The organism is Luteococcus sp. H91 (assembly GCF_038433135.1).
In the GTDB taxonomy this organism is placed as follows: domain Bacteria; phylum Actinomycetota; class Actinomycetes; order Propionibacteriales; family Propionibacteriaceae; genus Luteococcus.
Window position 1 is genome coordinate 239,307 of the sequence record NZ_JBCDMV010000008.1, and the last position, 24,230, is coordinate 263,536.

Annotated in this window: 23 protein-coding genes; 5 read left to right on the plus strand and 18 right to left on the minus strand. The window is 68.1% G+C overall.

Translation table 11 applies throughout. The annotated features are described in order from the left end of the window. Positions 1–15 precede the first annotated feature (15 nt). Together AAEX57_RS06370 and AAEX57_RS06375 are read left to right on the plus strand one after the other, a co-directional pair. Positions 16–1,494 carry an SDR family NAD(P)-dependent oxidoreductase gene (locus AAEX57_RS06370; RefSeq protein ID WP_342091562.1) on the plus strand — a complete coding sequence of 493 codons (1,479 nt, stop codon included), beginning with the start codon at positions 16–18 and terminating at the stop codon, positions 1,492–1,494. 156 nt (positions 1,495–1,650) lie between these two features. Then, on the plus strand, positions 1,651–1,977 hold the full coding sequence (locus AAEX57_RS06375; RefSeq protein ID WP_342091348.1) for a hypothetical protein: 327 nt from the start codon (positions 1,651–1,653) through the stop codon (positions 1,975–1,977). Between the two features lie 45 nt (positions 1,978–2,022). Here the strand turns inward: AAEX57_RS06375 and AAEX57_RS06380 are convergent, their stop codons facing one another. The 8 genes from AAEX57_RS06380 to AAEX57_RS06415 form a co-directional block, all read right to left on the minus strand. Beyond that, on the minus strand, positions 2,023–3,126 hold the full coding sequence (locus AAEX57_RS06380) for a hypothetical protein (RefSeq protein ID WP_342091347.1): 1,104 nt from the start codon (positions 3,124–3,126) through the stop codon (positions 2,023–2,025). A 123-nt stretch (positions 3,127–3,249) separates the two neighbouring features. Beyond that, positions 3,250–4,557, minus strand: a complete 1,308-nt coding sequence (locus tag AAEX57_RS06385) for a replication-associated recombination protein A (protein ID WP_342091561.1) — start codon at positions 4,555–4,557, stop codon at positions 3,250–3,252. Positions 4,558–4,604: 47 nt separating this feature from the next. After that, positions 4,605–5,405: a dienelactone hydrolase family protein gene (locus tag AAEX57_RS06390; protein WP_342091346.1), complete on the minus strand. Its 801-nt coding sequence runs from the start codon at positions 5,403–5,405 to the stop codon at positions 4,605–4,607. Next, positions 5,402–6,244: a tyrosine-protein phosphatase gene (locus tag AAEX57_RS06395; protein WP_342091345.1), complete on the minus strand. Its 843-nt coding sequence runs from the start codon at positions 6,242–6,244 to the stop codon at positions 5,402–5,404. The genes AAEX57_RS06390 and AAEX57_RS06395 overlap by 4 nt, the downstream gene beginning before the upstream one ends. 127 nt (positions 6,245–6,371) lie before the next feature. Then, complete coding sequence (gene aspS / locus AAEX57_RS06400) at positions 6,372–8,219, minus strand: aspartate--tRNA ligase (protein WP_342091334.1); 1,848 nt, start codon at positions 8,217–8,219, stop codon at positions 6,372–6,374. Between the two features lie 110 nt (positions 8,220–8,329). Beyond that, positions 8,330–8,845 (minus strand): hypothetical protein, encoded by a 516-nt coding sequence (locus tag AAEX57_RS06405; protein ID WP_342091333.1) that lies wholly within the window; start codon positions 8,843–8,845, stop codon positions 8,330–8,332. Between the two features lie 9 nt (positions 8,846–8,854). Further along, positions 8,855–10,192 carry a histidine--tRNA ligase gene (gene hisS, locus AAEX57_RS06410; protein WP_342091332.1) on the minus strand — a complete coding sequence of 446 codons (1,338 nt, stop codon included), beginning with the start codon at positions 10,190–10,192 and terminating at the stop codon, positions 8,855–8,857. Next, positions 10,192–10,899: an MBL fold metallo-hydrolase gene (locus tag AAEX57_RS06415; protein WP_342091331.1), complete on the minus strand. Its 708-nt coding sequence runs from the start codon at positions 10,897–10,899 to the stop codon at positions 10,192–10,194. Before AAEX57_RS06415 ends, hisS begins: the two co-directional genes overlap by 1 nt. 30 nt (positions 10,900–10,929) lie before the next feature. On the opposite strand from AAEX57_RS06415, the gene AAEX57_RS06420 reads away from it, so the two are divergent. Next, positions 10,930–12,174, plus strand: a complete 1,245-nt coding sequence (locus AAEX57_RS06420) for a DUF349 domain-containing protein (protein WP_342091330.1) — start codon at positions 10,930–10,932, stop codon at positions 12,172–12,174. Between the two features lie 139 nt (positions 12,175–12,313). Here AAEX57_RS06420 and AAEX57_RS06425 read toward each other — a convergent pair whose 3' ends face one another. From AAEX57_RS06425 to ruvC, 8 genes are all read right to left on the minus strand, one after another. Then, on the minus strand, positions 12,314–14,656 hold the full coding sequence (locus AAEX57_RS06425) for a RelA/SpoT family protein (RefSeq protein WP_446721096.1): 2,343 nt from the start codon (positions 14,654–14,656) through the stop codon (positions 12,314–12,316). A gap of 35 nt (positions 14,657–14,691) precedes the next feature. After that, complete coding sequence (locus tag AAEX57_RS06430) at positions 14,692–15,225, minus strand: adenine phosphoribosyltransferase (protein ID WP_342091329.1); 534 nt, start codon at positions 15,223–15,225, stop codon at positions 14,692–14,694. A gap of 18 nt (positions 15,226–15,243) precedes the next feature. Then, complete coding sequence (gene secF / locus AAEX57_RS06435) at positions 15,244–16,410, minus strand: protein translocase subunit SecF (RefSeq protein ID WP_342091328.1); 1,167 nt, start codon at positions 16,408–16,410, stop codon at positions 15,244–15,246. Continuing rightward, positions 16,410–18,056, minus strand: a complete 1,647-nt coding sequence (secD, locus tag AAEX57_RS06440; protein ID WP_342091343.1) for a protein translocase subunit SecD — start codon at positions 18,054–18,056, stop codon at positions 16,410–16,412. Before secD ends, secF begins: the two co-directional genes overlap by 1 nt. A 129-nt stretch (positions 18,057–18,185) precedes the next feature. Next, the gene (gene yajC / locus AAEX57_RS06445) at positions 18,186–18,620 is read right to left on the minus strand and encodes a preprotein translocase subunit YajC (RefSeq protein WP_342091327.1); all 435 of its coding nucleotides are present in this window, start codon (positions 18,618–18,620) and stop codon (positions 18,186–18,188) included. 126 nt (positions 18,621–18,746) lie between these two features. Beyond that, a complete protein-coding gene (gene ruvB / locus AAEX57_RS06450) occupies positions 18,747–19,784 on the minus strand; it encodes a Holliday junction branch migration DNA helicase RuvB (RefSeq protein ID WP_342091326.1) in 1,038 nt (345 codons plus the stop codon). A gap of 10 nt (positions 19,785–19,794) precedes the next feature. Then, positions 19,795–20,400 (minus strand): Holliday junction branch migration protein RuvA, encoded by a 606-nt coding sequence (gene ruvA / locus AAEX57_RS06455; protein WP_342091325.1) that lies wholly within the window; start codon positions 20,398–20,400, stop codon positions 19,795–19,797. Continuing rightward, entirely contained in the window at positions 20,397–20,948 is a 552-nt protein-coding gene (gene ruvC, locus AAEX57_RS06460) for a crossover junction endodeoxyribonuclease RuvC (RefSeq protein ID WP_342091342.1), read from the minus strand. The genes ruvA and ruvC overlap by 4 nt, the downstream gene beginning before the upstream one ends. Before the next feature lie 136 nt (positions 20,949–21,084). Between ruvC and AAEX57_RS06465 the strand changes: the two genes are divergently transcribed. Next, positions 21,085–21,723 (plus strand): trimeric intracellular cation channel family protein, encoded by a 639-nt coding sequence (locus tag AAEX57_RS06465; protein WP_342091324.1) that lies wholly within the window; start codon positions 21,085–21,087, stop codon positions 21,721–21,723. 95 nt (positions 21,724–21,818) lie between these two features. Further along, on the plus strand, positions 21,819–22,544 hold the full coding sequence (locus AAEX57_RS06470; RefSeq protein ID WP_342091323.1) for a type IV toxin-antitoxin system AbiEi family antitoxin domain-containing protein: 726 nt from the start codon (positions 21,819–21,821) through the stop codon (positions 22,542–22,544). A 487-nt stretch (positions 22,545–23,031) separates the two neighbouring features. On the opposite strand, the gene AAEX57_RS06475 is transcribed toward AAEX57_RS06470, so the two are convergent. Together AAEX57_RS06475 and AAEX57_RS06480 are read right to left on the minus strand one after the other, a co-directional pair. Further along, positions 23,032–23,832 (minus strand): YebC/PmpR family DNA-binding transcriptional regulator, encoded by an 801-nt coding sequence (locus AAEX57_RS06475; protein ID WP_342091322.1) that lies wholly within the window; start codon positions 23,830–23,832, stop codon positions 23,032–23,034. A gap of 41 nt (positions 23,833–23,873) precedes the next feature. After that, positions 23,874–24,173: a GNAT family N-acetyltransferase gene (locus AAEX57_RS06480; RefSeq protein ID WP_342097763.1), complete on the minus strand. Its 300-nt coding sequence runs from the start codon at positions 24,171–24,173 to the stop codon at positions 23,874–23,876. Positions 24,174–24,230: the final 57 nt, after the last annotated feature.

Below are 24,230 nucleotides of genomic sequence, written 5' to 3' on the forward strand. Positions count from 1 at the left end.
AATCGTCCGGTGAAAATGCAGCCGGGACGCCCGGACGACGACTCCTTCGGCCCCGGGATCAGCGCGGAGGACATGGCCACCACCCTGCGCGTCCTCGACGAGCTGGCGGCGTTGGAGCTGGAACACCCGGACCAGATCGCCTTCAAGCAGGCCGTCAACCGGATGAACCGCACCATCCGACACCGGCGCAAGCGCGTCGCCCGTCAGCCGATCGAGGATCATGACAATGCGATCCTGGAGTTGACCGCCACCGGTTCCCCGGCGCGGATCGACGACGAAACCGCCGGCATCCCGTTGGTCTCGCACGCCCCCGGCGCCATTGCCGGTGAGCTGAAGGAGCCGCGCGCCTGCTACATCTGCAAGACCGACTACACCCAGGTGGACGCCTTCTACCACTGGCTCTGCCCTCAGTGTGCGGCCTTCAGCCACACCAAGCGGGACCAGCGCTGCGACCTGTCCGGCCGGCGGGCCTTGCTGACCGGTGGCCGGGCGAAGATCGGCATGTACATCGCCCTTCGCCTGCTGCGCGACGGGGCCGAGCTGACCATCACCACCCGCTTCCCGCACGACGCCGCCCGACGCTTCGGCTCTCTGCCGGACAGCGCCGAGTGGATCGATCGATTGAGCATCGTCGGGATCGACCTGCGCGACCCCACCCAGGTGGTCAGTCTGGCCGACGAGGTCGCCGCCGCCGGGCCCCTGGACATCCTGATCAACAATGCCGCCCAGACCGTGCGTCGCTCGCCCGGCGCCTATTCGCACCTGGTGGAGGGCGAGAAGGCCGCGCTGCCCAGTGACCTGCGGCTGCCCAAGATGCTCACCTTCGACCGGATCAGCGAGGCGCACCCGGCCGCCCTGGTGGGCGCCGGAGCCGGGCTGTCCGGCGAGCTGGCCAGCCAGTCGGCGGCCCAGATGACCGCGCTGGCACTGCAGGCCGGCAATGCGTCCCTGGAGAAGCACCTGGCCGGCACCGCCATCGACGCCGGCGGGTTGCTGCCCGATCTGGCGCACAGCAATTCCTGGACCAAGACGGTCGACGAGGTGGATCCGTTGGAGATGTTGGAGGTCCAGCTGTGCAACGCGACCGCCCCCTTCATCCTGATCAGTCGGCTGCGCGACGCGATGCGGGCCAGCACCGCCCGTCGCAAGTATGTGGTGAACGTCTCCGCGATGGAGGGCCAGTTCGGGCGTCGCTACAAGGGCGCCGGGCATCCCCACACCAACATGGCCAAGGCCGCGTTGAACATGCTGACCCGCACCAGCGCGCAGGAGATGTTCGAGACCGACCAGATCCTGATGACCGCCGTCGACACCGGCTGGATCACCGACGAGCGTCCGCACGAGCAGAAACTGAGCATCGCCGCCGAGGGCTGGCATGCCCCGCTGGACCTTGTGGACGGCGCCGCCCGCGTCTATGACCCCGTCGTGATGGGTGAGCGCGGCACCGATCTGTACGGCGTCTTCCTCAAGGACTACCAGCCGTTTGCCTGGTAAACGATCCCTGTGGTGCTGGGTCACCCGTCGAGAGTGCGGGGGTGGCGCCACCCCGCAGCAGATGGTTTCAGGGGCAGCCGCTCCAGCGGCTGCCGGTGGCAGCAACGGCTGCGCGGTGTGGGCCGGCGCCTGCCCCGGCGGTGCCAGAATGGATGCATGTCCACCGACGGCAGGCACTCCGACGCTGCCCTGGGCGGCGTCTGGGATCTACCCCATCACCAGCCGCTGCCGCCCCAGCCCGACATCCACGGCCACACGCCGCGCACCGAGCAATTGAGCCATGAGGTGGCCGTGGTGCAGCACATTCCCGTCGACGCGCAGAACCTGGGTCTGACCGATCTCACCGCCCCGGGTCTTGCCATGGCGACGTCCCTGAACTCCGAGCGGCGTCGTCACCGGCTGGTGGCCAAGCTCTTCCTGGCCTTCCTGCTGATCCCGCTGGCCTTCAGCCTGGTCGGGCTCGTGGTCAACCTGCTGGGGTGACGGAGGAGGGGCGTGGCACCGCGGTCACGCCCCCCACTCACCACGTCAGGCCAGCAGCCGGATCTGGTTCCAGCGGGTTCCGATCTGTTGCCCGGCGTACCAGCGCCCACCTGCATTGAGGTACTTGTACAGGTTGCCGTCGATGCGACGAGCAATCAGGTCGGAGTTCCAGTCACCGTCCAGGCTTCCCGGCGACGACACCAAACTCATCGCCTTCCAGCCACTACCGATCGTTGCGTGGTTGCCCATGTCGTCGTAGTCCCTGAGCTGCCGCCAGGTGAGGAACAACCACGGCTGCATCAGACCCGATTCCTCGATGGAGATCACATCCGCGATGGAATCACCATCGAAGTCGCGAACTCCAATCGCCTTCGGCTCGTAGAACCAGGACTCCGTCAAAGCCGACCACTCGTTCACCTTGCCCTCGTACAGCGGCACACCCCAGAGGTACCTGTCTGGCGCTCCGACGAGAAGTACCGGGGCGCCGAAGAACAGCGCATTGTTGGCAGGCAGCACGGCGAAACTCTTGTGGCCACCAAGGCCCTTCGCCACTTGGACACCGGCCCCGAACTTGCCCTGTCCCCGGTTGGGATAGCGCCAGAGAGTCCCATTGCGATGCAGTGCAAAGAGGTAGTTTCCTCGGCGGCCATTGACGCTGACATCGTCCACCTGCTGCATCCACACCATGTTGTTCCAGCCGCTGCCCGCCTTGACCCCGCTGGCCAGCCCGGTGGAGGTCGTGCGGTAGTAGTAGAGCGCGCCGGTGCCTGCCTGGATGCCCAGCACGTCGGAGCGTCCGTCGCCATTCTGGTCCCCCGGCGTGCGGCGCTGGGGCCACCCGGCACGGCATGGCTTCACCGTGACTCGCCCATAGGCCTCCGATCTGGCACTGCTGGCGTGCCAGACATAGGTCCCGGCGGGAAGGTTCTTGGTGACGCTCGTCTGGCCCTTGCCCAGCTTGACGGAGAACGCGCCGTTGTCCGCCGAAACCTCCTGGATTCCCGCTTTCGTGGCGGTGTTCTTGATCTTCACCATCCCGCAGGTGGGGGACGAGATGCTGGTTTCGCTCGCGGCCTGTGCGGGCGGGGCGGAGGCGAGGGCTGCCAGCCCCAGCACTGCCGCTGTGATCAGGGAACATGCCTTGTTCATGGGTACCTGCCTCTGTACGGGGGATGGAGCACTGGTCCGCGTCGATGTCAGTGAACACCGGCAGCGGCACATCTGACAAGGATGTGCACCAGCCACTGGACCCTCGTCCAAACATCAGACCAGTCAGCGGCCCAGCAGCCTCTTGATCGTCGCCAGCCGGTCCTTGATCTGGGCCTCGTTGCCGTGATCGGTGGGCTGGTAGTACTCGGCGTCGGCCAGTTCGTCGGGCAGGTACTGCTGCTTGGCGACGGCGTGCGGGGCGTCGTGGGCGTAGACATAGCCCTTGCCATGGCCCAGTTGCTGGGCGCCGGAATAGTGGGCGTCGCGCAGATGGGGCGGAACCAGACCCACCCGGCCGGCGGCAACATCGGCCCGGGCCGCCCCGATCGCGGTGGTGACCGCATTGGACTTGGGGGCAGTGGCGGCGGCAATCGTGGCATGGGCCAGGGTGAGCTGTGCCTCCGGCATGCCGATCAGCTGCACGGCCTGGGCGGCGGCGACGCAGGTCTGCAGCACCGACGGCGCGGCCATGCCGATGTCCTCGCTGGCGCTGATGATCAGCCGGCGGGCGATGAAGCGCGGATCCTCCCCCGCCTCCAGCATCCGCGCCAGGTAGTGCAGGGAGGCGTCGACGTCGGAGCCGCGCACGCTCTTGATGAAGGCGCTGATCACGTCGTAATGCTGATCACCGTCCTTGTCATAGCGCAGCGCGGCCCGGTCGACGGACTTCTCCACGATCTCGGGGGTGATCTCGGTGGAAGCGACGGCATCCGCCCCGGCGGCGGACTCCTCCAGATAGGTCAATGAACGACGGGCGTCGCCCCCGGCCAGCCGGATGATGGTGGAGCGCGCCTCCTCATCCAGTTGGTAGCGCCCGGCCAGGCCGCGCTCGTCGGACAGGCCGCGGTCCACCAGGGTGCCGATGTCGTCGTCGGTGAGCGGTTTGAGGGTGAGCAGCAGGGAGCGGGAGAGCAGCGGCGAGATCACCGAGAAGCTCGGGTTCTCCGTGGTGGCGGCAATGAGGGTGACCAGCCGGTTCTCGACGGCGGGCAGCAGCACGTCCTGCTGGGCCTTGCTGAAGCGGTGCACCTCGTCGACGAAGAGCACGGTGGCCCGGCCCATCGCGAGTTCGCGTCGGGCCAGGTCCAGCTCCGCGCGCACCTCCTTGACGCCGGCGGTGACGGCGCTGATCTCCACGAAGCGACGGTTGGTGGCGTGCGAGACCACCGACGCGATGGTGGTCTTGCCCACGCCCGGCGGCCCCCACAGGAAGACGCTCATCGCGGTGTTCCCCTCGGCCAGCCGGCGCAGCGGGGAGCCGGGGCCCAACAGGTGCTGCTGGCCAACGATCTCGTCGATGGTGCGCGGCCGCAGCCGCACGGCAAGGGGCAGCTGGCCGTGGGTGGCACCGCCGAGGGTGCCGCCCACCACCGGCTGGCCGCCGGCCGGGCCGTGGATCTCGCCGAAGAGGTCTTCGCTCACAGTGTGCGGCTGGCCGGGACGCGGTCGATCTCGTCGGGGTGGTGCTCCAGCAGCCAGACATAGGTCTCCCGCCAGGCATCCTCGCTGGCTTGGGCATGGTGGAAGATCGGCAGCGGATTGTCGAAGGCGTGCCCGGCCCCCGGCCAGGAGCTGAACTCAACGTCGGCCCCCTGGGTGACCACCTGGTGGATCTGTTGCACGGTGGCGAAGGGCACGTACTCGTCGGCCTCCCCGAAGTGGTGCAGGCTGGGCACCTGCACGACGGGGATGCTGTTCACCAGATCGGGAAGCGCGGAGCCGTAGTAGGAGACCAGCGCGTCGGCCCGGCTGGCCCCCTCGACGTCGGAACAGGCGGCGTAGGCCAGGCCACCGCCGTAGCAGAAGCCCAGCAGCGCCACCCGGCCACCCGCCTCGGTCCCCCCGCCCACCTCGGGGCGATCGCGCAGAGCCGCGACGCAGGCGCGGATGTCGGCCACCGTCTCGTCCCACGGGTTGCGGCCCAGCAGGTCCATCGCGTGCGGCATGGCGTCGGGCTCGTCACCCTGCAGCACGTCGCCGCCGATCCGCCAGTACAGGTTGGGCACCAGCACCGTCCAGCCCTTGTCCGCCAGATCCGCGGCGCGCTGCAGGAGGTAGTTGCTGACGCCGAAGATCTCCTGCACCAGCACGATTCCGGCACCCGTCCCACCCTCGGGGTGGAAGATCCGGGCGGGAATCCGGCCGTCGGCCACGTCGATGCTGGTCTCGGTCATGGTGACGCCGGTCGTGGCCTCCCAGGCCCTGGGCAGGATGCTCACATCTTCTCCTCGATCAATTTGGCGCGTAGTGCGGCGGCGTCCTCGTCGGTCCAGCCATGCTGCCGCAGCCACGCCGCGACACCGCTCTGCTCCGGCGTACCGTACTCCTCGTCGAGCGCCTGCAGCAGCATCCGCATCGTGGCCGCCGGGGTGGTCTGGTCGGCCACCTGCTGACCGGCCATGTCCTCACGGTAGGTCTCGGTGCTGGCCAGCCGGTTGAAGATCAGCTCGATCCGCTGGTTGGTGGCGTCGTAGTCGGCGATGATCGCCTCCCGGTCGACGCCCACCTCGGTCAGGGACATCGCGATGATGGTGCCGGTGCGGTCCTTGCCGGCGGCACAGTGCACCAGCACCGCGCCGGGAGCGTACGCGATCGCCCGGACGGCGGCCAGGACATGATCCGGGCGGGCGTTCAGGTAGCCGAAGTAGTGGTTGGCCAGGTGCACCTCATGGCTGGTGTTCTGCCGTTCCAGCACCGTCTCCTCGTCCTGCCAGGGCAGTTGGTTCGGCTCGGGATCGTCGTCGTCGGGGATGCCGTGTTCGTCGGCGTCCTCGCGGTACAGGGTGAGTTCGTGGAAGGTGAGCGGCTCGGCCTTGAGCGGTCCGTCGCCCGTGCTGGCGCGCTCCGCATCGGTGCGCAGGTCGACGACGTCGGTCACCCCGAACTCGTCCACCAGGCGGCGCACGGATTCCGGCGGCAGGTCCTGAAGGTTGTCGGTACGGATGACGGCGCCATGCCGGGTGACTCCCCCGTCGGATGTCGGCTTCCCGCCGATGTCTCGCATGTTCACCACGCCCGGCAGGTCGATCCACGTGATCGGGGGTAGGTCAGCGTTCATGCGCCCCACGCTACCGTGCCGGATCGACCGTCGGTTTCACCCCTTGGGCGTGCAGTCCGGAGCGCCCCCGCGAGGCAGCTGCGCCCCGCATGCCGAAGGCATGCGGGGCGCAGCCACAACGGGGTGATCAGCTCTGGTCGGCGGGCTTGGCCTTCTGGTCCGCGGCCCCTGCTTTCTCGGCGTCCTTCTTCTCGGACCCATCCTTCTTCTCCGGCTTCGCGTCCACGCCGGCCTCCTTGCGCTGCTGCGGCGTGATCGGCGCCGGGGCGGCGGTCAGCGGGTCGAAGCCACCACCGGACTTCGGGAAGGCGATCACGTCGCGGATGGTCTCGAAACCGCCCAGCAGCATCACCAGACGGTCCAGGCCGAAGGCGATGCCGCCGTGCGGCGGGGCGCCGAAGGCGAAGGCGTCCAGCAGGAAGCCGAACTTCTCCTTGGCCTCCTCCTCGCTGATACCCATCACGTTGAAGACGCGCTGCTGCACATCGGGCCGGTGGATACGGATCGAGCCGCCGCCCACCTCGTTGCCATTGCAGACGAAGTCGTAGCCATAGGACAGTGCGGAGCCCGGGTCGGTGTCGAAATTGTCCAGGTGCTCCGGCTTGGGCGAGGTGAAGGCGTGGTGCACGGCCGTCCACTTCGAGTTGCCCAGCGCCACGTCGCCGGAAGCAGTGGCAGCAGCGGTGGACTTGAACATCGGGGCGTCGACCACCCACAGGAAGCTCCAGGCGTCCTCGTCGATCAGCCCGCAGCGCTTGCCGATCTCCAGGCGTGCGGCGCCCAGCAGTTCCTGCGAGCTCTCGCGCTCGCCGGCGGCGAAGAAGATGCAGTCGCCGGGCTTGGCGCCTGCGGCCTCGGCGATGCCGGCCTTCTCCGTCTCGGAGATGTTCTTGGCGACCGGGCCGCCCAGCTCGCCGTCCTCGCCGACGGTGATGTAGGCCAGACCCTTGGCGCCGCGCTGCTTGGCCCACTCCTGCCAGGCGTCGAACTGGCGACGGGGCTGCCCGGCACCGCCGGGCATCACGACGCAGCCGACGTAGGGGTTCTGGAAAACGCGGAAGGGCGTCTCGGAGAAGAACTCGGTCACCTCACGGATCGGGTTGTCGAAGCGCAGGTCGGGCTTGTCCGAGCCGTAGTTGTCCATGGCGTCGTGCCAGGTCATCCGCGGCAGCGGGGTGGGCATCTCGACGCCGATCAGCTTCCAACACTCGGCCATCACCTTCTCGGCCAGGGCGATCACGTCGTCCTGGTCGACGAAGCTCATCTCGATGTCGAGCTGGGTGAACTCGGGCTGGCGGTCGGCGCGGAAGTCCTCGTCGCGGTAGCAGCGCGCGATCTGGTAGTAGCGCTCCATGCCGGCCACCATCAAGAGCTGCTTGAAGAGCTGGGGGCTCTGCGGCAGGGCGTACCAGCTGCCCGGGTGCAGACGGGCCGGCACCAGGAAGTCGCGGGCACCCTCGGGGGTGGAGCGGGTCAGCGTCGGGGTCTCGACGTCGTAGAACTTCGCCTCGTCGAGCACGCGACGGATGGTGTGGGTCACCTGGGAGCGCAGCACCATCGCGTCGTGCATGCGGGGCCGACGCAGGTCCAGGTAGCGGTACTTCAGGCGCGCGTCCTCGCCGACGCCGGTGCGCTCGTCGATCTGGAAGGGCAGCGTCGCGGCAGCGTTCAGCACCTCGAGCTCGCGGATGGCGACCTCGATCTCACCGGTGGCGATGTTCGGGTTGATGTTCTCCTCGGTCCGGGCGTCGACGACGCCGGTCACCTTGATGCAGAACTCGTTGCGCAGGTCGTGGATGCCGGCCTTGGCCAGGTACTCGTCGCGCACGACGACCTGGCAGATGCCCGAGGCGTCGCGCAGGTCGATGAAGGCCACGCCGCCGTGGTCACGCCGCTTGGCGACCCATCCGGCGAGGGTGACAGTGGTTCCGACGTCGGCCTTGGACAGGATCCCGGCCTCATGGGTGCGCAGCATGCGTATTCCTTTCTGGGCCGCGCATAGACGGTGCGCGGCTGAGCAGCCTCCAGCCTAGGGCATGCCCCCGACAGTACTCGACCGACTTTCCGGCCGGGGTGGCCGACGGTTCAGCGACCGGCAGACCTCAACCGCTCGACGCATTCCCGCAGCAGCGCCAGCCCGGGTTCCAGGCCCCGCACCGTGACCAGGCGCACCAGCAGCAACCCGTGTTCGCACAGCACGGCGTCGATCCGCTGGTCGCGGTGAGCCAGGTGCAGCGGCGCGTCCAGCACCTCGGGCAGGGTGCCCTCCACCCCGTCGGCGGTCACCGCGAAGGCAGTCCCTTGCGGCACCCGCGCGGCCAGCAGCCAGCGCTGCCGGTGGGCGTGTCCGACGGGCAATTCCTCCACCACCAGCTCCACCGGCAGGCCGTCGGCCAGCGCGCGGTAGCAGCGCCGGGCGTGCCCGACAGTCTGCGAACCGAAACTGCGCCCCTCCAGCCGGAAGACGTCAACCCAGTGCACGAAGTCGTGGTCGGCGATGAAGTGGTGCACCAGGTCTCGGCGGCGCAGCCACCAGAAGAAGCTCACCAGCACCGTCGTCATGATGGCGACGCCCACCAACGCAACGATGATGGCCTTCATGCTGGCTCCTCAGTCGCCCATCGTGATCCGGGGATGCAGGTCCTGCTCGGCCGGCATCCAGAACTCGGCGTCGGCGTCGGTCTGCTCCCCGGAGCGGATGTCCTTGACCTGGCCGTGCGGGCCGCCGAACCAGACGAAGGGGATCCCCCGACGGTCGGCATGCTTGATCTGCTTGCCGAACTTGTCCGCCTTGGGCGCCACCTCGCACGGGATCCGGCGGGCACGCAGCGCGGCCGCCACCTCTTCGGCCACCGGGCGGGTCTCCTCGTCGTCGACGGCCACCAGCACGGCGCTGGGCACGCTACGCGATGCGTTGATCTGGCCCTTGGTGATCAGCGGGCCGAGCAGCCGGGTGACGCCCAGCGAGATCCCGACGCCGGGGAAGGTGACCTTGCCGTCGCTGGCCAGCGAGTCGTAGCGGCCACCCGAGCTGATCGAGCCAAGCTTCTCGTGGCCCACCAGCTCGGTCTCGTAGACGGTGCCGGTGTAGTAGTCCAGGCCGCGGGCGATCTTGAGGTCCGCGACGATCCGGCCCGGCACCCGTTTGTTGGCGGCATTGACCACGGCCCGCAGCGCCGCCAGGCCCTCGTCCAGCATCTCGTGCTCGACGCCAAGGGCGCGTACCTGCTCCACGAAGGAGTCGTCCGGGGTGCAGATGCCGGCCAGCGCAACGCACTTGGCCGCCACCTCGGCGCTCAACCCCAGCTCGTCGACCAGGAGTTCCGCGACGGCGTCGCCGCCGATCTTGTCGAACTTGTCCACCCGCTGCAGCACATCGAGGGTGTTCTCGATTCCCAGGCCGCGGTAGAAGCCCTCGGCCAGCTTGCGGTTGTTGACGTGCATCAGGGCCTGCGGCAGCCCCAGCTCGGTGTGCATCCGCTCCAGGGCGGCCAGCATGACGATCGGCGCCTCGACGTCGAAGTGCGGGGCCAGCGTGTCCTGCGCGACGATGTCGATGTCGGCCTGCAGGAATTCGCGGTAGCGGCCCTCCTGCGGGCGCTCGCCGCGCCAGACCTTCTGGATCTGGTAGCGGCGGAAGGGGAAGACCAGGTGGCCGGCATTCTCCAGCACGTAACGGGCGAAGGGCACGGTCAGGTCGAAGTGCAAGCCCAGGTCGTCCTTCTCCGGCTGGGCCTCGTCGGCATGCAGGCGCCGCACCACGTAGACCTCCTTGGTGATCTCACCCTTGCGGGTCAGCGTCTCCATGGTCTCCACGGCACGGGTCTCGATGTTGGCGAAGCCGTGCAGCTCGAAGGTCTCGCGCAGGATGTCGAGCACTCGCTGTTCCACCATCCGCCCAGCGGGCAGGAATTCGGGGAAACCGCTCAGCGGCTTGGGACGGGCCATCACAGATCACTTCCATCAGCATTCGGGTTCTGCAGCGCCACCAAACGGTCGGGCTGCAGCCACGGGTTGGTCATCCGCTCGGTGGCCATCGTGGTGGTGGGGCCGTGGCCGGGCAGCAGGTGCGCCTCGTCGGGCAGGGGAAGCACCTGGGTGGCAAGGCTACTGGCCATCACGTAGCCGTCGCCACGCGGGAGGTCGGTGCGGCCGATCGAACCGGCAAAGACGACGTCGCCGGTGAAGACCAGCTGGTGCTCGTCCAGCTCCGGCAGCAGCAGAGTGCAGCCGGGAGTGTGGCCCGGCGCGTGCCGGGTGGCGAAGCGGATGCCGGCCACGCTGACATCGCCCTCGTAGTGCCGCACGTCGGCGGGCGGGGTGAACTCGGTGCTGCCGTACAGGCTCTCCAGGATCGGCCGGGCCTCGTCGCCCAATGCGCGCAGCGGGTACTGCAGCAGGTCGACGTCGGCCTCGTGCACCCAGACCGGCACCCCGGCCTCGTCGGCGACGCTGGCCGCGGCGGCCACGTGGTCGACGTGACCATGGGTGAGCAGCACCCCGGCCAGGCTGAGGCCGTACTGCTTCAGCCCCTGACGGACGCCGTCGGCGGCGTCGACGCCGGGGTCGACCACGACGCACGGTCCGCCCTCCTGGAGAGCGAGCAGATAACAGTTGGCCTGCCAGGGGCCGGCCGGAAATGAGGCAATGAGCACAACTGGCACCATATCGGGCAAGATGGAACCATGAGCGAAACTGCAGGTCCGAACCCGTTCGGTCGCGTTGAAGACGATGGCACCGTCTATGTGATCACCGCCGATGGTGAGCGACGGGTTGGCCAGGTCCCCGATGTCGATCCCTCCGAAGCCCTCGCCTTCTATGTGCGCCGCTTCCAGACCCTCGAAACCGAGGTGGGGTTGCTGGAAGCCCGTGTGAAGTCGGGAACCGTGGGTGTTGAGGAGGCCCGCAAGTCCATCAGTGCCCATCGCACCTCCATCACCGACGCGAACGCCGTCGGCGATCTGGCGTCGTTGCTGACCCGACTGGATGCCCTGGCGCCCGCCCTGGACGCCGCGGCCGAGGCAAAGAAGGCGGAGAAGGCGAAGGCCGCGGAGGCGGCCAAGGCGGAGAAGGAGCGGATGGTTGCCGAGGCCGAGAAGTTGGCCCAGGGCAATGACTGGCGTGGAGGGGTGAACCGTTTCCGGGCCCTGCTGGAGGAATGGAAGGCGCTCCCCCGGATCGATCGCGCCACCGACGACGCCCTGTGGCACCGCTTTTCCAGTGCCCGCACCACCTACACCCGTCGGCGCAAGGCCCAGTTCGCCGAGCAGAATGCCAAGCGGGAGGGCGCCAAGCAGCTCAAGGAGCAGATCATCGAGGAGGCCCGCCCGCTGGCCACCTCCACCGACTGGGGCCCCACCGCGGGTGCCTTCCGTGACCTGATGACCCGGTGGAAGGCCGCCGGCTCCGCTCCCCGCGCCGAGGACGACAAGCTGTGGGCCACCTTCCGCGGCATCCAGGACGAGTTCTTCGCGGCCCGCGACGCCGCCCTTGCCGAGCAGGACCAGGAGTTCATCGGCAACCAGCAGGCCAAGCAGGCCCTGCTGGACGAGGCCGAGCAGACCATCCTTCCGGTGACCGACCTGGCCACCGCCCGCGCCCAGTTCCGCGACTTCCTGGCCAAGTTCAACGAGTACGGCAAGGTGCCGCGCGACGCGATCCGTCCGCTGGACGCACGGGTGCGCAAGCTGGAATCCGCGGTGAAGGACGCGGAGGCCGAGGAGTGGCGGCGCACCGATCCGGAGGCCCGCCAGCGTGCCGCCGACACCGTCGCCATGTTCACCAGCCAGATCGAGAAGCTGACCAAGCAGGCCGAGAAGCTCGAGGCCGAGGGCAAGGACAAGAAGGCCAAGGAGGCCCGCGAGTCGATCGCCTTCAACCAGTCCCTGCTGGATCAGGCGCAGAAGGCCCTGGACGAGTTCAAGGCCTGAGCCACCTCACACCCTTCGGACGAACAGCCCCCGACCGGCCAGGTCGTGGGGCTGTTCGCTTCCCCTCGACAGGCTCGGGGACCGTGGCTGGCCGAGTGCTCGGGCACCCTGGCTCCTCGGGGGAACCGGCGGCGGGCGGTCAGGAACGGACCCGGTAGACGTCGTACACGCCGGGGATCTTGCGCAGGTGCCCCAGCACATGTTCCAGGTGCGACGGATCGGGCGACTCGAAGGTGAGCCGCACCTTGTACAGCTGCCCCTTGGAGGCATTCATCGTGCCCTGGATGATGTTCAGGTGCTGCTCGGCCATCACCCGACTGATGTCGGCAAAGGCGCCCTGCCGGTCCAGCCCCTCGATCTGGATGTTGACCAGGTAGCCGGTGCTGCCGGACTTGTCCCACTCCACCTGCACGATCCGTTCGGGATTGTTCAGCAGGTTGCCGGCATTGGTGCAATCGCGACGGTGCACGCTGACCCCCTCGCCGCGGGTGACGAAGCCCAGGATCTCGTCGCCGGGCATCGGGGTGCAACACTTGGCCAGTTTGACGTAGACATCGGGATCCCCCGCGACGATCACGCCGCTCTCGGAGCGAGCCGTGTGCGAGCGGCGACGCCGCCCCATCGGCGCCTCCTCCAGCGACTCCTCGGCGGCCGCCTCCACGCCCCCGGCCAGGGTGATCAGCCGGTGCACCACGGCCTGCGCGCTGACCGACTGCTCACCGATGGCCGCATACAGGCTGGGGATGTCACCCAGTTTCAGGGCGTCGGCGACGGCGGTCAGGTGTTCCGCGGTGAAGATCCGCTGCAGCGGCAGGCCGGACTTCTTCATCTGCCGACCGAGCTCGTCCTTGCCACGCTCGATCGACTCCTCGCGGCGTTCCTTGGTGAAGTGCGCCTTGATCTTGCTGCGGGCCCGGGGGCTGACGACGAAGTGCAGCCAGTCCCGGTTGGGGCCCGCATTCTCGTCCTTGCTGGTGAGGATCTCCACCATGTCGCCATTGTTGAGCTTGGACTCCAGCGGGATCAGTCGGCCGTTGACCCGGGCGCCGATGCAGCGGGCACCCACCTGGGTGTGCACGGCGTAGGCGAAGTCCACCGGCGTCGCCCCCGCGGGCAGGGCTCGGACGTCGCCCTTGGGCGTGAACACGTAGACCTCGGTGGAGTTGATCTCAAAACGCAGTGAGTCCAGGAATTCGCTGGGATCCTCGGTCTCCTTGCTCCACTGGTTGAGGTTGTGCACCCAGCTGAGGTCGGTGCCCTCCGCCTCGGAGGCGGTACCGGCCACCGGATTGCGCAGCGCCTCCTTGTACTTCCAGTGGGCTGCGACGCCGTACTCGGCGCGGCGGTGCATCTCGTAGGTGCGGATCTGCAGCTCGACGGGCTTGCCGCCCGGCCCCACCACCGTCGTGTGCAGGCTCTGGTACATGTTGAACTTGGGCATCGCGATGTAGTCCTTGAAACGCCCCGGCAGGGGGTTCCAACGCACGTGCATCACGCCCAGCGCCGCGTAGCAGTCCCGCGGGGTGTCCACCAGGATGCGCAGACCCACCAGGTCATAGATGTCCTTGAACTCACGGCCGCGCACCTCCATCTTCTGGTAGATCGAGTAGTAGTGCTTGGGACGGCCGTAGACCGTTGCGTGGATGTTGGCGGCGGCCAGATCCAGCTCCACCTGCGTCTTCACCTCGCGCAGCTGGCGTTCCCGCTGCGGCGCCTCGTCGGCCACCAGCCGGACGATCTCGTCGTAGATCTTGGGATGCATCGCGGCGAAGGACAGGTCCTCCAACTCCCACTTGACGGAGTTCATGCCCAGCCGGTGGGCCAGCGGGGCGAAGATCTCCAGCGTCTCCTTGGCGATCCGGGCCTGCTTGTCCGGCCGCAGGAAGCTCAAGGTGCGCATGTTGTGCAGCCGGTCAGCCAGCTTGATCACCAGCACCCGGATGTCGCGGCTCATCGCGATCACCATCTTGCGCAGCGTCTCCGCCTTGGCGGATTCACCATAGGTGACCTTGTCCAGCTTGGTGACGCCGTCCACCAGCAGCGCCACCTCGTCGCCGAAGTCGGCGGTGAGCTGCTCCATCGTGTACGACGTGTCCTCGACGGTGTCATGCAGCAGCGCGGCGACCAGCGTCGGTTCGGTCATGCCCAGCTCGGCCAGGATCGTGGTGACCGCCAGCGGGTGGGTGATGTAGGGGTCGCCCGACTTGCGGGTCTGACCCCGGTGGTAGTGCTCGGCGGTGTTGTAGGCCCGCTCCAGCAGCGCCAGATCCGCCTTGGGATGGTTGGCCCGCACCACCTTGAACAGCGGGTCGAGCACCGCCGAGGTCGGCGACTTCGGGGCACCCAACCGGGCCAGCCGCTGCCGCATCCGCATCCGCGGCGCCTCCGGACCGGTCGTGAACCGGTCCTGCGCCGCGGACAGTGGACTCGACGGGGTGGAGGCCCCCTGAGTGTAGGGTCCGTAGACGCCGTTGGTGCTCACCGGGGCCTCCAGCTTCTTCAGTGAACCCGACGGGCTCAGACGGTCAGGATGGCGCTGTACGAGTCGATACCGCTGTCGTCCAGCGCGGCGTGGCCGTTGAGGAAGCTGAGTTCCATCACCACGGCGACGTGCACCAGGTTGACGTCGAGCTTCTTCAACAGCTTTGCCGTGGCGCCGATCGTACCGCCAGTTGCCAGCACGTCGTCGACGACCATCACTCGGGCACCCGGCTTGATCGCATCGCGATGCATGGTGAGGGTCTCGGTGCCGTATTCCAGGGCGAAGGCCTCCTCGTAGACCGGGCGGGGCAGCTTGCCCGGCTTGCGGACCGGGACGAAGCCGGCGCCCAGGGCGACGGCGACCGGCGCGGCGAAGATGAAGCCGCGGGCCTCCATGCCGACCACGACGTCGATCTCGCCGGGGGCGCAGGCCACCAGCTGGTCGATGGCCGCCTTGAAGCCCTGCGGGGAGGCCAGCAGGGGCGTGATGTCCTTGAAGGTGACGCCCGGCTTCGGGAAGTCCGGGACATCGGTGATCAGCGACTGGATCAGGGCGCGATCGTCGGTCATGGTTCTACCTTCGTTCTTTCACTTGTTCTTGCGCGATGCCCGCGTGGTGCGGGTGCGCTGGGTGCGGACGGTCTCCGCCAGGGGTGCGACGGAGGTACCCGCGGCGGCGGCAGCCGCCCCGGCCTCGGTACGCGAGGCGTGCCGCTGGGCACGACGCTCCAGCTTGGCGCGATGTTCCTTCATCCTGGGCTCCCGCTCCTTCAGCCAGGCCAGCAGCGGCGTGGCGATGAAGATCGACGAGTAGGCGCCGGCGATCATGCCGACGAACATCGCCAGGCCCAGGTCCTTCAGCGGCCCGGAACCCAGCACGAAGATGCCGGTGAACAGCAGGGCCGCGACCGGCAGCACGCCGATGATCGTGGTGTTCAGCGACCGCACCAGCACCTGGTTGACCGCGGCATTGGCCGCCTCGGAGTAGCTGCGACGCTGGCTGGTCAGGCCCTTGACGTTCTCCCGCACCTTGTCGAAGACCACCACCGTGTCATACAGCGAGTAGCCCAGGATGGTGAGAACGCCGATCAGGGTCGCGGGGGTCACGGTGAAGCCCACCAGTGAGTAGATGCCGACGGTCACGATCAGGTCATGGATGAGGGCGACGATGGCGGCAACCGACATCTTCCAGTCGCGGAAGTAGGCCCAGATCAGCAGGCTGACCAGGCTCAGGAAGACCACCAGCGCCTGCACGCCCTTCTCGGTGATCTGCTTGCCCCAGGAGGCGCCGATCAGGGAGTAGGCGACCTTCTCGTTGGTGGTGCCAGCTGCCTTGGCGATCGCGCCACGAACCTTGGTCACCTCGTCGGTGCTCAGGGTGCGGGTCTGCACCTTCACCTGGCTCTCGCCGACGGTGAGCACCTGGGTGGAGTCCAGATTGTCCAGCTTGGTGCTCTCGACGGCCTCGCGCATGGTGTCCACGGTCTGCGCGTTCACCGCGACCGGTGCGGTGAAATCCGCGCCACCCTTGAACTCGATGCCGAGCTTCAGCCCCTGCAGCAGCAGCGAGCCGAGGGCGATGGCGATGATCGCACCGGAGATCAGGAAGAAGAGCTTGCGTCGGCCGATGAAGTCCCAGGAGACGTCGCCGGTGTACAGCCGGTGGGCAATGCCCAGCTTCTTGCCGTGGGAGTCGGTGTTGGCGACGGTCTCGCCGGAGAGCTGCTCGTCGCTGGGGACGTGGGCGGTGCTCATCAGGCCTCCTCGGTACTGGTGGTAGCGGCGTCACCGCGACGGGGACGAGCGCCGCGGGTGGAGCGGGTGGATCGGTGCCGTGGTTCCCGGGATCGGATGCCCAGCAGCGAATTGCGGCTGACACCCATGTGCTCGGCGTCCAGGCCCGACCACTTGTGCCCCTGGCCGAAGAACTTGGTGCGTCCCAGCAGGCTCATCAGCGGCTTGGTGAACCACCAGACGATGGCCAGGTCGATCAGGGTGGTCAACCCCAGGGTGAAGGCGAAGCCCTTCACGGCACCGACGGCCAGCACGAAGAGGACGACGGCGCTCAACAGGGACACGCCGTCGGCGATCACGATGGTGCCGCGGGCCTTCTGCCAGCCGGTCTCGATGGCCGAGCGCAGGCTGCGACCGTCGCGGATCTCGTCGCGGATCCGTTCGAAGTAGATGATGAAGGAGTCGGCGGTGACGCCGATCGCCATGATCGCGCCCGCGATGCCGGGCAGGTTCAGCGCGAAGCCCATCGCCTCACCCAGCAGGCTCATGGTGGCCCAGGTGATGATCGTCGCGACCACCAGCGAGCCGACCACGATGATGCCCAGGCCGCGGTAGTACAGGAAGGAGTAGCCCACCACCAGCAACAGGCCGATGACGCCGGCGATGATGCCGGCCCGCAGCTGCTCGCCGCCCAGGGTGGGGCTGACGGTCTGCACCTCGGAGACGTCGAATTTCAGCGGCAGGGCACCGTAGTTCAGCACATTGGCCAGGTCCTGACCGGACTTCTGGGTGAAGGATCCGGTGATCTGTGCCTGACCGTTGAGGATGGCCGACTGGATCGCGGGCGCGGAGACCACCTTGGAGTCCAGCACGATCGCATTCTGGTTCATCGGCTGCTGCTTGCTGACCAGCGCGGTGGTGACGGTGCCGAAGTCGGACTTGCCCTTGTCGTTGAACGTCAGGTCGACGGCCACCTGCAGCTGTCCCTGCGGGACGCCAGCGGTGGCGTTCTTCACATTCTTGCCTTCGACGACGACCGGGCCGAGCAGGTACTTGGCGGTGCCCTCGCGGTCGCAGGTGAGCAGCGGCAGGTCCGGATTGTCCGGGTACTCCTCCTGGCAGGTGAACTTGGCGAAGTCCGCCCGGACATCGGCCGACGGTTCGAAGGCCATTGCCGTCTTGAGGTCGAGCACCTGACCGGTCGACTTGATCTTGGAGCGGTCCACCGGTTTGGGCGCGACGGTCGGCAGTCCGGGCGCGGAGGGGGCGGTGCTGGGGCTGGCCGAGGCTCCGGGGGTGGCCGATGCGCCCGGGGTGGCCTCCCCCGAGGCGGTGGCCGACGGCTGCGCGGACGGATCCGGGGTGACCGGCTCCACCGCATAGACATTGCGGAAGGTCAGCTGCGCCGTGGCGCCGACCATGTTGGTCAGGTCGTCACTGCTGACATTCGGCACACTCACCACGATGTGGTTGCCACCCTGGGTGGCCACCGAGGACTCACCGACGCCCAGACCGTCGACGCGGTTCTGGATGATCATCCGCGCCTGCTCCAGGTTCTCCGGGGAGATCGAGCCCTGCCCGTTGGTATTGGACGCGGTCAGGGTGATGGTGGAGCCACCCGCCAGGTCAAGACCCAACCGGGGCTTCCAGGTGTGGGCCACCGCCATCAGCGCGTACAGCGCCGCGGCGATCAGCACGAAGATCGTCAGTGTGCGGCCGGGATGTGACCGGCTCGTACTGGTTGACACAGTTGTTGTCCTTACTTCCTGAACGGGGCTCAGGCCGCGGGGGGCGGGTCAGTTCTGTCGGGGGCTTTCGGGGGTGTTCTGCTCGACGGCCGCGGGACTCGTCGACGGGGCACCGACCGGCCCGGTCATGGTGACCTCGGGCTCGCCGATCGGCGTGAGGGATTCGTCCGACGGGGCGTCCTCGTCGGCAAACTCGAACTCTTCGTCCTCGGGGGCGATGGTGCGGATCACAGCCTGCTTCATCACGGTCACCTCCACGCCGGGAGCAATCTCGATGATCAGCTGCTCGTCGCCGACGTGGGTGACGGTACCGATGATCTGGCTGGTCAGCAGCACCCGAGTGCCCTCGGTCAGCGAGTCGCGCAGTTCATTCTGGGCAGCCATCTGCTTCTTCAGCGGGCGCTGCATCAGGAAGGTGAACATGAGCAGTCCGAGCAGCACCAGAAGGATGGTGGTGCCACCGCCGGCGAACATCGGGGTCATCGGGTTTCCGTTCCATGGGACATCGAAGGTCAGGGGCACGCGCGTGACCCAACGGACAGCGTACCCACTGCAACGGCCGGGCGACGATTCAACAAGCCGCACGGACCCCACGAGTGGCCCAGCCGGTCAGCTGAACAGATCCTCCTGGCCGGAGCCCTGGGCCGGCGTCGTGGGCGCGGACAGCCCCAGATGTTGCCAGGCGCGCTGGGTCGCGACCCGGCCGCGCGGGGTGCGCATCAGGAAGCCGAGCCGCACCAGGAAGGGTTCGGCCACCTCCTCCACGGTCTCGGTCTCCTCCCCCACACTGATCGCCAGCGTCGACAGGCCAACCGGACCGCCACCGAACTTGGTGCAGATCGCGTCGAGCACGGCGCGGTCCAAGCGATCCAGACCCAGTGGGTCCACCTCGTACAGTTCCAATGCCTCGGCGGTGATCCGCTGGGTGACCGTGCCGGCATGGCGCACCTGTGAATAGTCCCGCACCCGGCGCAGCAACCGGTTGGCGATGCGCGGGGTGCCGCGGGAACGCAGCGCGATCTCCCGGGCCGAGTCGGCGTCCAGATCGACGTCGAGCACCGACGCGGAGCGGTGCACGATGTGCTCCAGCGCGTCGGAGCGATAGAAGTCCAGTTGGGCGGTGAAGCCGAAGCGATCGCGCAGCGGGCCGGGCAGCAGACCGGCCCGGGTGGTGGCGCCGACCAGGGTGAAGGGCGGGATCTCGATCGGGATGGCAGTGGCACCGGGGCCCTTGCCCACCACGACGTCCACCCGGAAGTCCTCCATCGCCAGGTAGAGCATCTCCTCGGCCGGGCGGCTCATCCGGTGGATCTCATCCAGGAAGAAGACCTCGCCCTCGCTCAATCCGGAGAGGATGGCGGCCAGGTCACCGGCATGCTGGATCGCGGGCCCCGACGAGATCCGCAGGGGAGCATTCATCTCGGCCGCGATGATCATCGCCAGCGTGGTCTTGCCCAGCCCGGGCGGGCCGGAGAGCAGCACATGATCCGGGGTGGTGCCGCGGTGCCGGGCGGCGGCCAACACCAGCCCCAGCTGGTCGCTCACCCGTGGCTGCCCCTCGAACTCGTCCAGCCTGGACGGGCGCAGCGCCGCCTCCACGGCGCGTTCCTCGGGTTCGGCGTGCGGGTCAACCGGTGAGTGTTCCACCTGCCCAAGCCTACTTCCGTGCCAGCGAGGCCAGCGCCGTGCGCATCAGCACCGCGATCCCCACCGTCGGATCGTCCTCCACCAGGTGCGCGACGCTGTCACAGGCGGCCTCCGCGTCCTTGGTGGACCAACCCAGGCCCTGCAGGCCGTCGGCCACCTGTTCGCGCCACTGGGCCGCGCCGACGCCGGTCGGGGTGGGGACGCTGACCGCGCCCAGCGCATTCACCTTGTCCCGCAGCTCGATCACGATCTTCTCCGCGCCCTTGCGGCCGATCCCCGGCACCTTGGTCAGGGCAACCAGGTTCTCGCTGGCGATGGCGGCCCGGAAGTCATCGGGGCTCATCACGCTGACCACGGCCTGGGCGATCTTGGGGCCGATCCCGCTGGCGGACTGCACCAGCTCGAACAGGTCGCGCTCGTCGGCGCTCTGGAAGCCGTAGAGGGTCATCGAGTCTTCCCGCACCACCATGGAGGTCTGCAGGGTGGTGCTGGCACCCAGCCGGACCGACGCTGCGGTGCCCGGGGTGCACAGGGTCTTCATCCCGAAGCCGTTGACATCGAGCACGACGTAGGTGGCACCGATGGCGGTGACCTGACCGGTGAGGTGGCTGATCATGGGACTCTCCTGGTTGGTGTGGTCGCTCCCCGAACGGTCCGGGCCCTGGCGGCCTTCTCCACCGCCTCGGCATAGCGACTGGTGGCGGTGCCCCGCCAGATGTGGCAGATGGCCAGGGCAACCGCGTCCGCGGCGTCGGCGGGTTTCGGCGGTTCGCCGAGTTTCAGGATGCGCGCCACCATGGTGCCCACCTGCGCCTTGTCCGCCCGCCCGGATCCGGTGATGGCGGCCTTGACCTCGCTGGGGGTGTGGAGCGCGACGGGAATGCCGTGCCGGGCAGCGATCAGCATCGCGATCCCGGCCGCCTGGCTGGTGCCGGTGACCGATTCCAGGTTGTGCTGGGCGAAGACCCGTTCGACGGCGATCGCGTCGGGCCGGTAGCTGGTGACCCATTCCTCGATCCCGTCATGGATCCGGAGCAGTCGTTTGGCGTGGTCCAGGTCATGCGGGGTGCGCACCACCCCCACGGCCGCCAAGCCCAGAGGCCGGCCCGCAGTGCCCTCCACGATGCCGATCCCGCACCTGGTCAGCCCTGGGTCAACTCCCAGCACCCGCATTCCCACACCTCCCCATCAACGTCATCACGATCCCGGGCCTCGACGGGCTCGGCCGCCGGGGTTGGGTAGAGCCTGTCGAGGCATTGTCGAACACGCGTTCGGAATCCTACTCCAGTAGGCTGCCCTGGTGCTGCTGCTCGATTTCGTCGGTGTGTTCGCCTTCGCCCTGTCCGGGGGCCTGGTTGGGGTGCGCCGGCACTTCGACATCTTCGGCATCCTCACCCTGGCCCTGGTCACCGCCCTCGGCGGAGGCATCGTCCGCGACCTTCTGCTGGGCATCACTCCCCCGTCGAACATCACCAACCTGCCGCTGGTGGTCACCGCCCTGCTGGCCGGGCTGGTGACCTTCTGGTTCGAGGGCACGCTCGAGAAGCTGCGCCGCGTGGTGCTGGTTGCCGACGCCATCGGTCTGGGCGCCTTCGCCATCACCGGCACCATGACCGCGATCGTTGCTGGCCGCCCCGGGATGGAGGCGATCCTGGTGGGCGTCATCACCGCGGCCGGTGGCGGGTTGCTGCGCGACGTGATGGCCGGGCAGGTTCCGGGAATCTTCGGCGCGGAGCTCTACGCCCTGCCGGCCCTGCTCGGCGCCTTCCTCACCGACACGGCCGCGCGAATCCAGCTGGGCGGCTCCCCCGTGCTGCTGCATACCACCCTCGGCCACTGGGTTCAGTGGGCCTTGATGGCACTTGTCTGCGGCCTTCGCCTGGCCGCGATCAAGTTCAACTGGAAGTCGCCCACCCCGCGTCGCCCCAGCCACACCTGACCGAGGGACACCGGACCGAGGGACACCGGACCGAGCCACACCGGGCCGAGCAACGTTCCCGCATGACCGGGCAAACCCGCAGGTCGAATGGCGCCATGACCCCTGCCACCCAACACTCTGACGACCCGACCACCTGCCTTGTCACCACCGCGGAACTGCACGCGCTAGAGCTCAGCAAGCAGGCCATCGCGCGGCTCTGCGCGCACGGCAACCTCACCCGCGTCGCCCGCGGCATCTACTCCACGGACCCCGCGTTCAACCCTCGAGAGGCACATCGGCACGTGGTGAACGCCCTGGTCAACTCGCTACCGGTGCAGGCCCGAGCCGAGGCTGTCGTGAGTCACGGTCAGCGGCAGCACTGCACCGTCTGCGGGTGTCGCCACGTCACCTCGACCGGGTCTGGCTCACCCGACCGGGCACCGGTGGTGGCCATGACCGGCAATCGGTGCACACCCTCCGGGCTCCCCCCCCCACACGAGGAGGTGGTGACGGTGGACGGGCTCCCCGTCACCTCCATGGCGCGAACGGCTGTGGACATCGCCCGGAATGCGGGCTTCGCCGAGGGGCTCGCAGTGGTCGATCACGCGCTGTGGCTTGGCACTTCGCGCCGGGATGTACGAGCCAGCGTGACCCGCGGCCTCCGGCGGCCCGGCAACAACGCGGCTCGACGAGCCGTGGCCGCGGGAAACGCCAGGGCCGGCTCCTTGATCGAATCCCTGCTGCGCGCCACGATGATCGACGCACCCTTGCCGCGCCCCTTGGTCCACTCGGAGGTGACGGATCGGCACAGCAACGAACTGGCTACCGTCCCCTTCCTCTGACCCGAACTGGACTTGCGGGATGTTGTCTGATCCGGACAGCGGGCAGGTACTGGGGATGGGTCTGGCCAAGGACCATGTGGGTCACCAGCGCTGGATCTAGACCTGGGCAGAATCCGGCTGGTGGACCCTCATCCTGGACGAGTCCAATCTGGACCCGGGGCGACTGCGCATGGACTTCCGCCAGGCCTGCACCCTGGCCCGCCAGCTGCAGCGCCACCCGGCCGCCTGACTTCGCGCCAAACACTCACCCGTGGGACTTCGCGCCACAGGTCCTTGCCGCCCCAAGGACCACCAGCGCGCGACGTGACCGGGAGCGTCGCGAAGTGCACACGGCAATCAGGGTCACTGCTGGACCAGAGGCCGGGCGGGGTCGCCGGACATGCTCCGGACCGCGGTTGGCCAAGACAACGACACGGCCGGCCGCGCAGGAACAGCGCAGCCCCGGTTCCCACAGGAGGAACCGGGGCTGGGATGCGCTGGTGCCGGATCAGTCCTCGGCGTCGACCTTCGCCTGCAGCTCGGGGCTGAGCTCGACATTGGTGTAGACATTCTGCACGTCGTCGGACTCCTCCAGGGCGTCGACGATCCTCTCCACCTTCTCCACGGTTTCCATGTCGTCGATCACCTGACCGAAGCTGGCGACGAAGGCGACGTCGGCGGAGTTGTAGTCGATGCCGGCGGCCTGCACGGCCTTGCGGACGTCGACCATGTCGTTGGGGTCGCTGACCAGCTCGAACTCGTCACCATTGTCGCTGACATCCTCGACATTGGCCTCGATGGTGGCCTCGAGCAGCTCGTCCTCGGTGACCTCGCGGGTCTCGGTCTTGCGACCCTCACTGGGCACTTCCTGGGTCTTGGCGACGGTGACGACGCCCTTGCGCTCGAACAGGCGCTGGACCGAACCACCGTCGGCGATGGTGCCGCCATTGCGGGTGACCGCGACGCGCACCTCGGAGACCGCGCGGTTGCGATTGTCGGTCAGGCACTCGATCAGGATGGCAACGCCGGCGGGGCCGTAGGCCTCGTACATGATGGTCTCGTAGTTGACCGCGTCGGCACCGACACCGGAACCACGCTTGACGGCGCGATCGATGTTGTCATTGGGAACCGAGTTCTTCTTGGCCTTCTGGATCGCATCGAAGAGGGTCGGGTTTCCGCCAGGATCACCGCCGCCGACGCGTGCCGCGACCTCGATGTTCTTGATCAGCTTGGCGAACAGCTTGCCGCGCTTGGCATCGATGACGGCCTTCTTGTGCTTCGTCGTGGCCCATTTGGAGTGACCGCTCATGCGTCAACCTCACCTCTCGTGGAAAATCCTGCCGGGCAATGCTACCCGCTGGTGGCCGTAGCCTCTAACTCGCGCCCGTAGAGCACCACCATTTCCTCGGACTCGTAGCCAACGGACTCGAACAACTCCAGTGCGCCGTCGGGATCCGAGGTGTCGACTCCCAGCCCCGCACCGTCCAGACCAGCGTCCAGGAAGGTGCGCATGGAGGCGATCAACAGCGCGGAACCCACATTGTGCCCTCGCCAGGCCGGCCGCACCCCCAGCCGGTCGGTCCACCCCTCGGAGAAACTCTGCGCCTCCCAGTCCTGGACGTAGGCGCTGTTCATCGCATAACCCACCACAGCGCCGGGGGGGGGGGGGGGGGGGGGAGGGGAAGGGGGGGGGGGGGGGGGGGGAGG

Excerpts from the sequence above, each read along its gene's own strand:
- AAEX57_RS06370 (WP_342091562.1), top strand. The coding sequence starts at position 16 with ATGCAGCCGGGACGCCCGGACGACGACTCCTTCGGCCCCGGGATCAGC.
- AAEX57_RS06375 (WP_342091348.1), top strand. The coding sequence starts at position 1,651 with ATGTCCACCGACGGCAGGCACTCCGACGCTGCCCTGGGCGGCGTCTGG.
- AAEX57_RS06380 (WP_342091347.1), bottom strand. The coding sequence starts at position 3,126 with ATGAACAAGGCATGTTCCCTGATCACAGCGGCAGTGCTGGGGCTGGCA.
- AAEX57_RS06395 (WP_342091345.1), bottom strand. The coding sequence starts at position 6,244 with ATGAACGCTGACCTACCCCCGATCACGTGGATCGACCTGCCGGGCGTG.
- aspS (WP_342091334.1), bottom strand. The coding sequence starts at position 8,219 with ATGCTGCGCACCCATGAGGCCGGGATCCTGTCCAAGGCCGACGTCGGA.
- AAEX57_RS06405 (WP_342091333.1), bottom strand. The coding sequence starts at position 8,845 with ATGAAGGCCATCATCGTTGCGTTGGTGGGCGTCGCCATCATGACGACG.
- hisS (WP_342091332.1), bottom strand. The coding sequence starts at position 10,192 with ATGGCCCGTCCCAAGCCGCTGAGCGGTTTCCCCGAATTCCTGCCCGCT.
- AAEX57_RS06420 (WP_342091330.1), top strand. The coding sequence starts at position 10,930 with ATGAGCGAAACTGCAGGTCCGAACCCGTTCGGTCGCGTTGAAGACGAT.
- AAEX57_RS06430 (WP_342091329.1), bottom strand. The coding sequence starts at position 15,225 with ATGACCGACGATCGCGCCCTGATCCAGTCGCTGATCACCGATGTCCCG.
- secF (WP_342091328.1), bottom strand. The coding sequence starts at position 16,410 with ATGAGCACCGCCCACGTCCCCAGCGACGAGCAGCTCTCCGGCGAGACC.
- secD (WP_342091343.1), bottom strand. The coding sequence starts at position 18,056 with ATGGCGGTGGCCCACACCTGGAAGCCCCGGTTGGGTCTTGACCTGGCG.
- yajC (WP_342091327.1), bottom strand. The coding sequence starts at position 18,620 with ATGACCCCGATGTTCGCCGGCGGTGGCACCACCATCCTTCTGGTGCTG.
- ruvA (WP_342091325.1), bottom strand. The coding sequence starts at position 20,400 with ATGATCAGCCACCTCACCGGTCAGGTCACCGCCATCGGTGCCACCTAC.
- AAEX57_RS06470 (WP_342091323.1), top strand. The coding sequence starts at position 21,819 with ATGACCCCTGCCACCCAACACTCTGACGACCCGACCACCTGCCTTGTC.
- AAEX57_RS06475 (WP_342091322.1), bottom strand. The coding sequence starts at position 23,832 with ATGAGCGGTCACTCCAAATGGGCCACGACGAAGCACAAGAAGGCCGTC.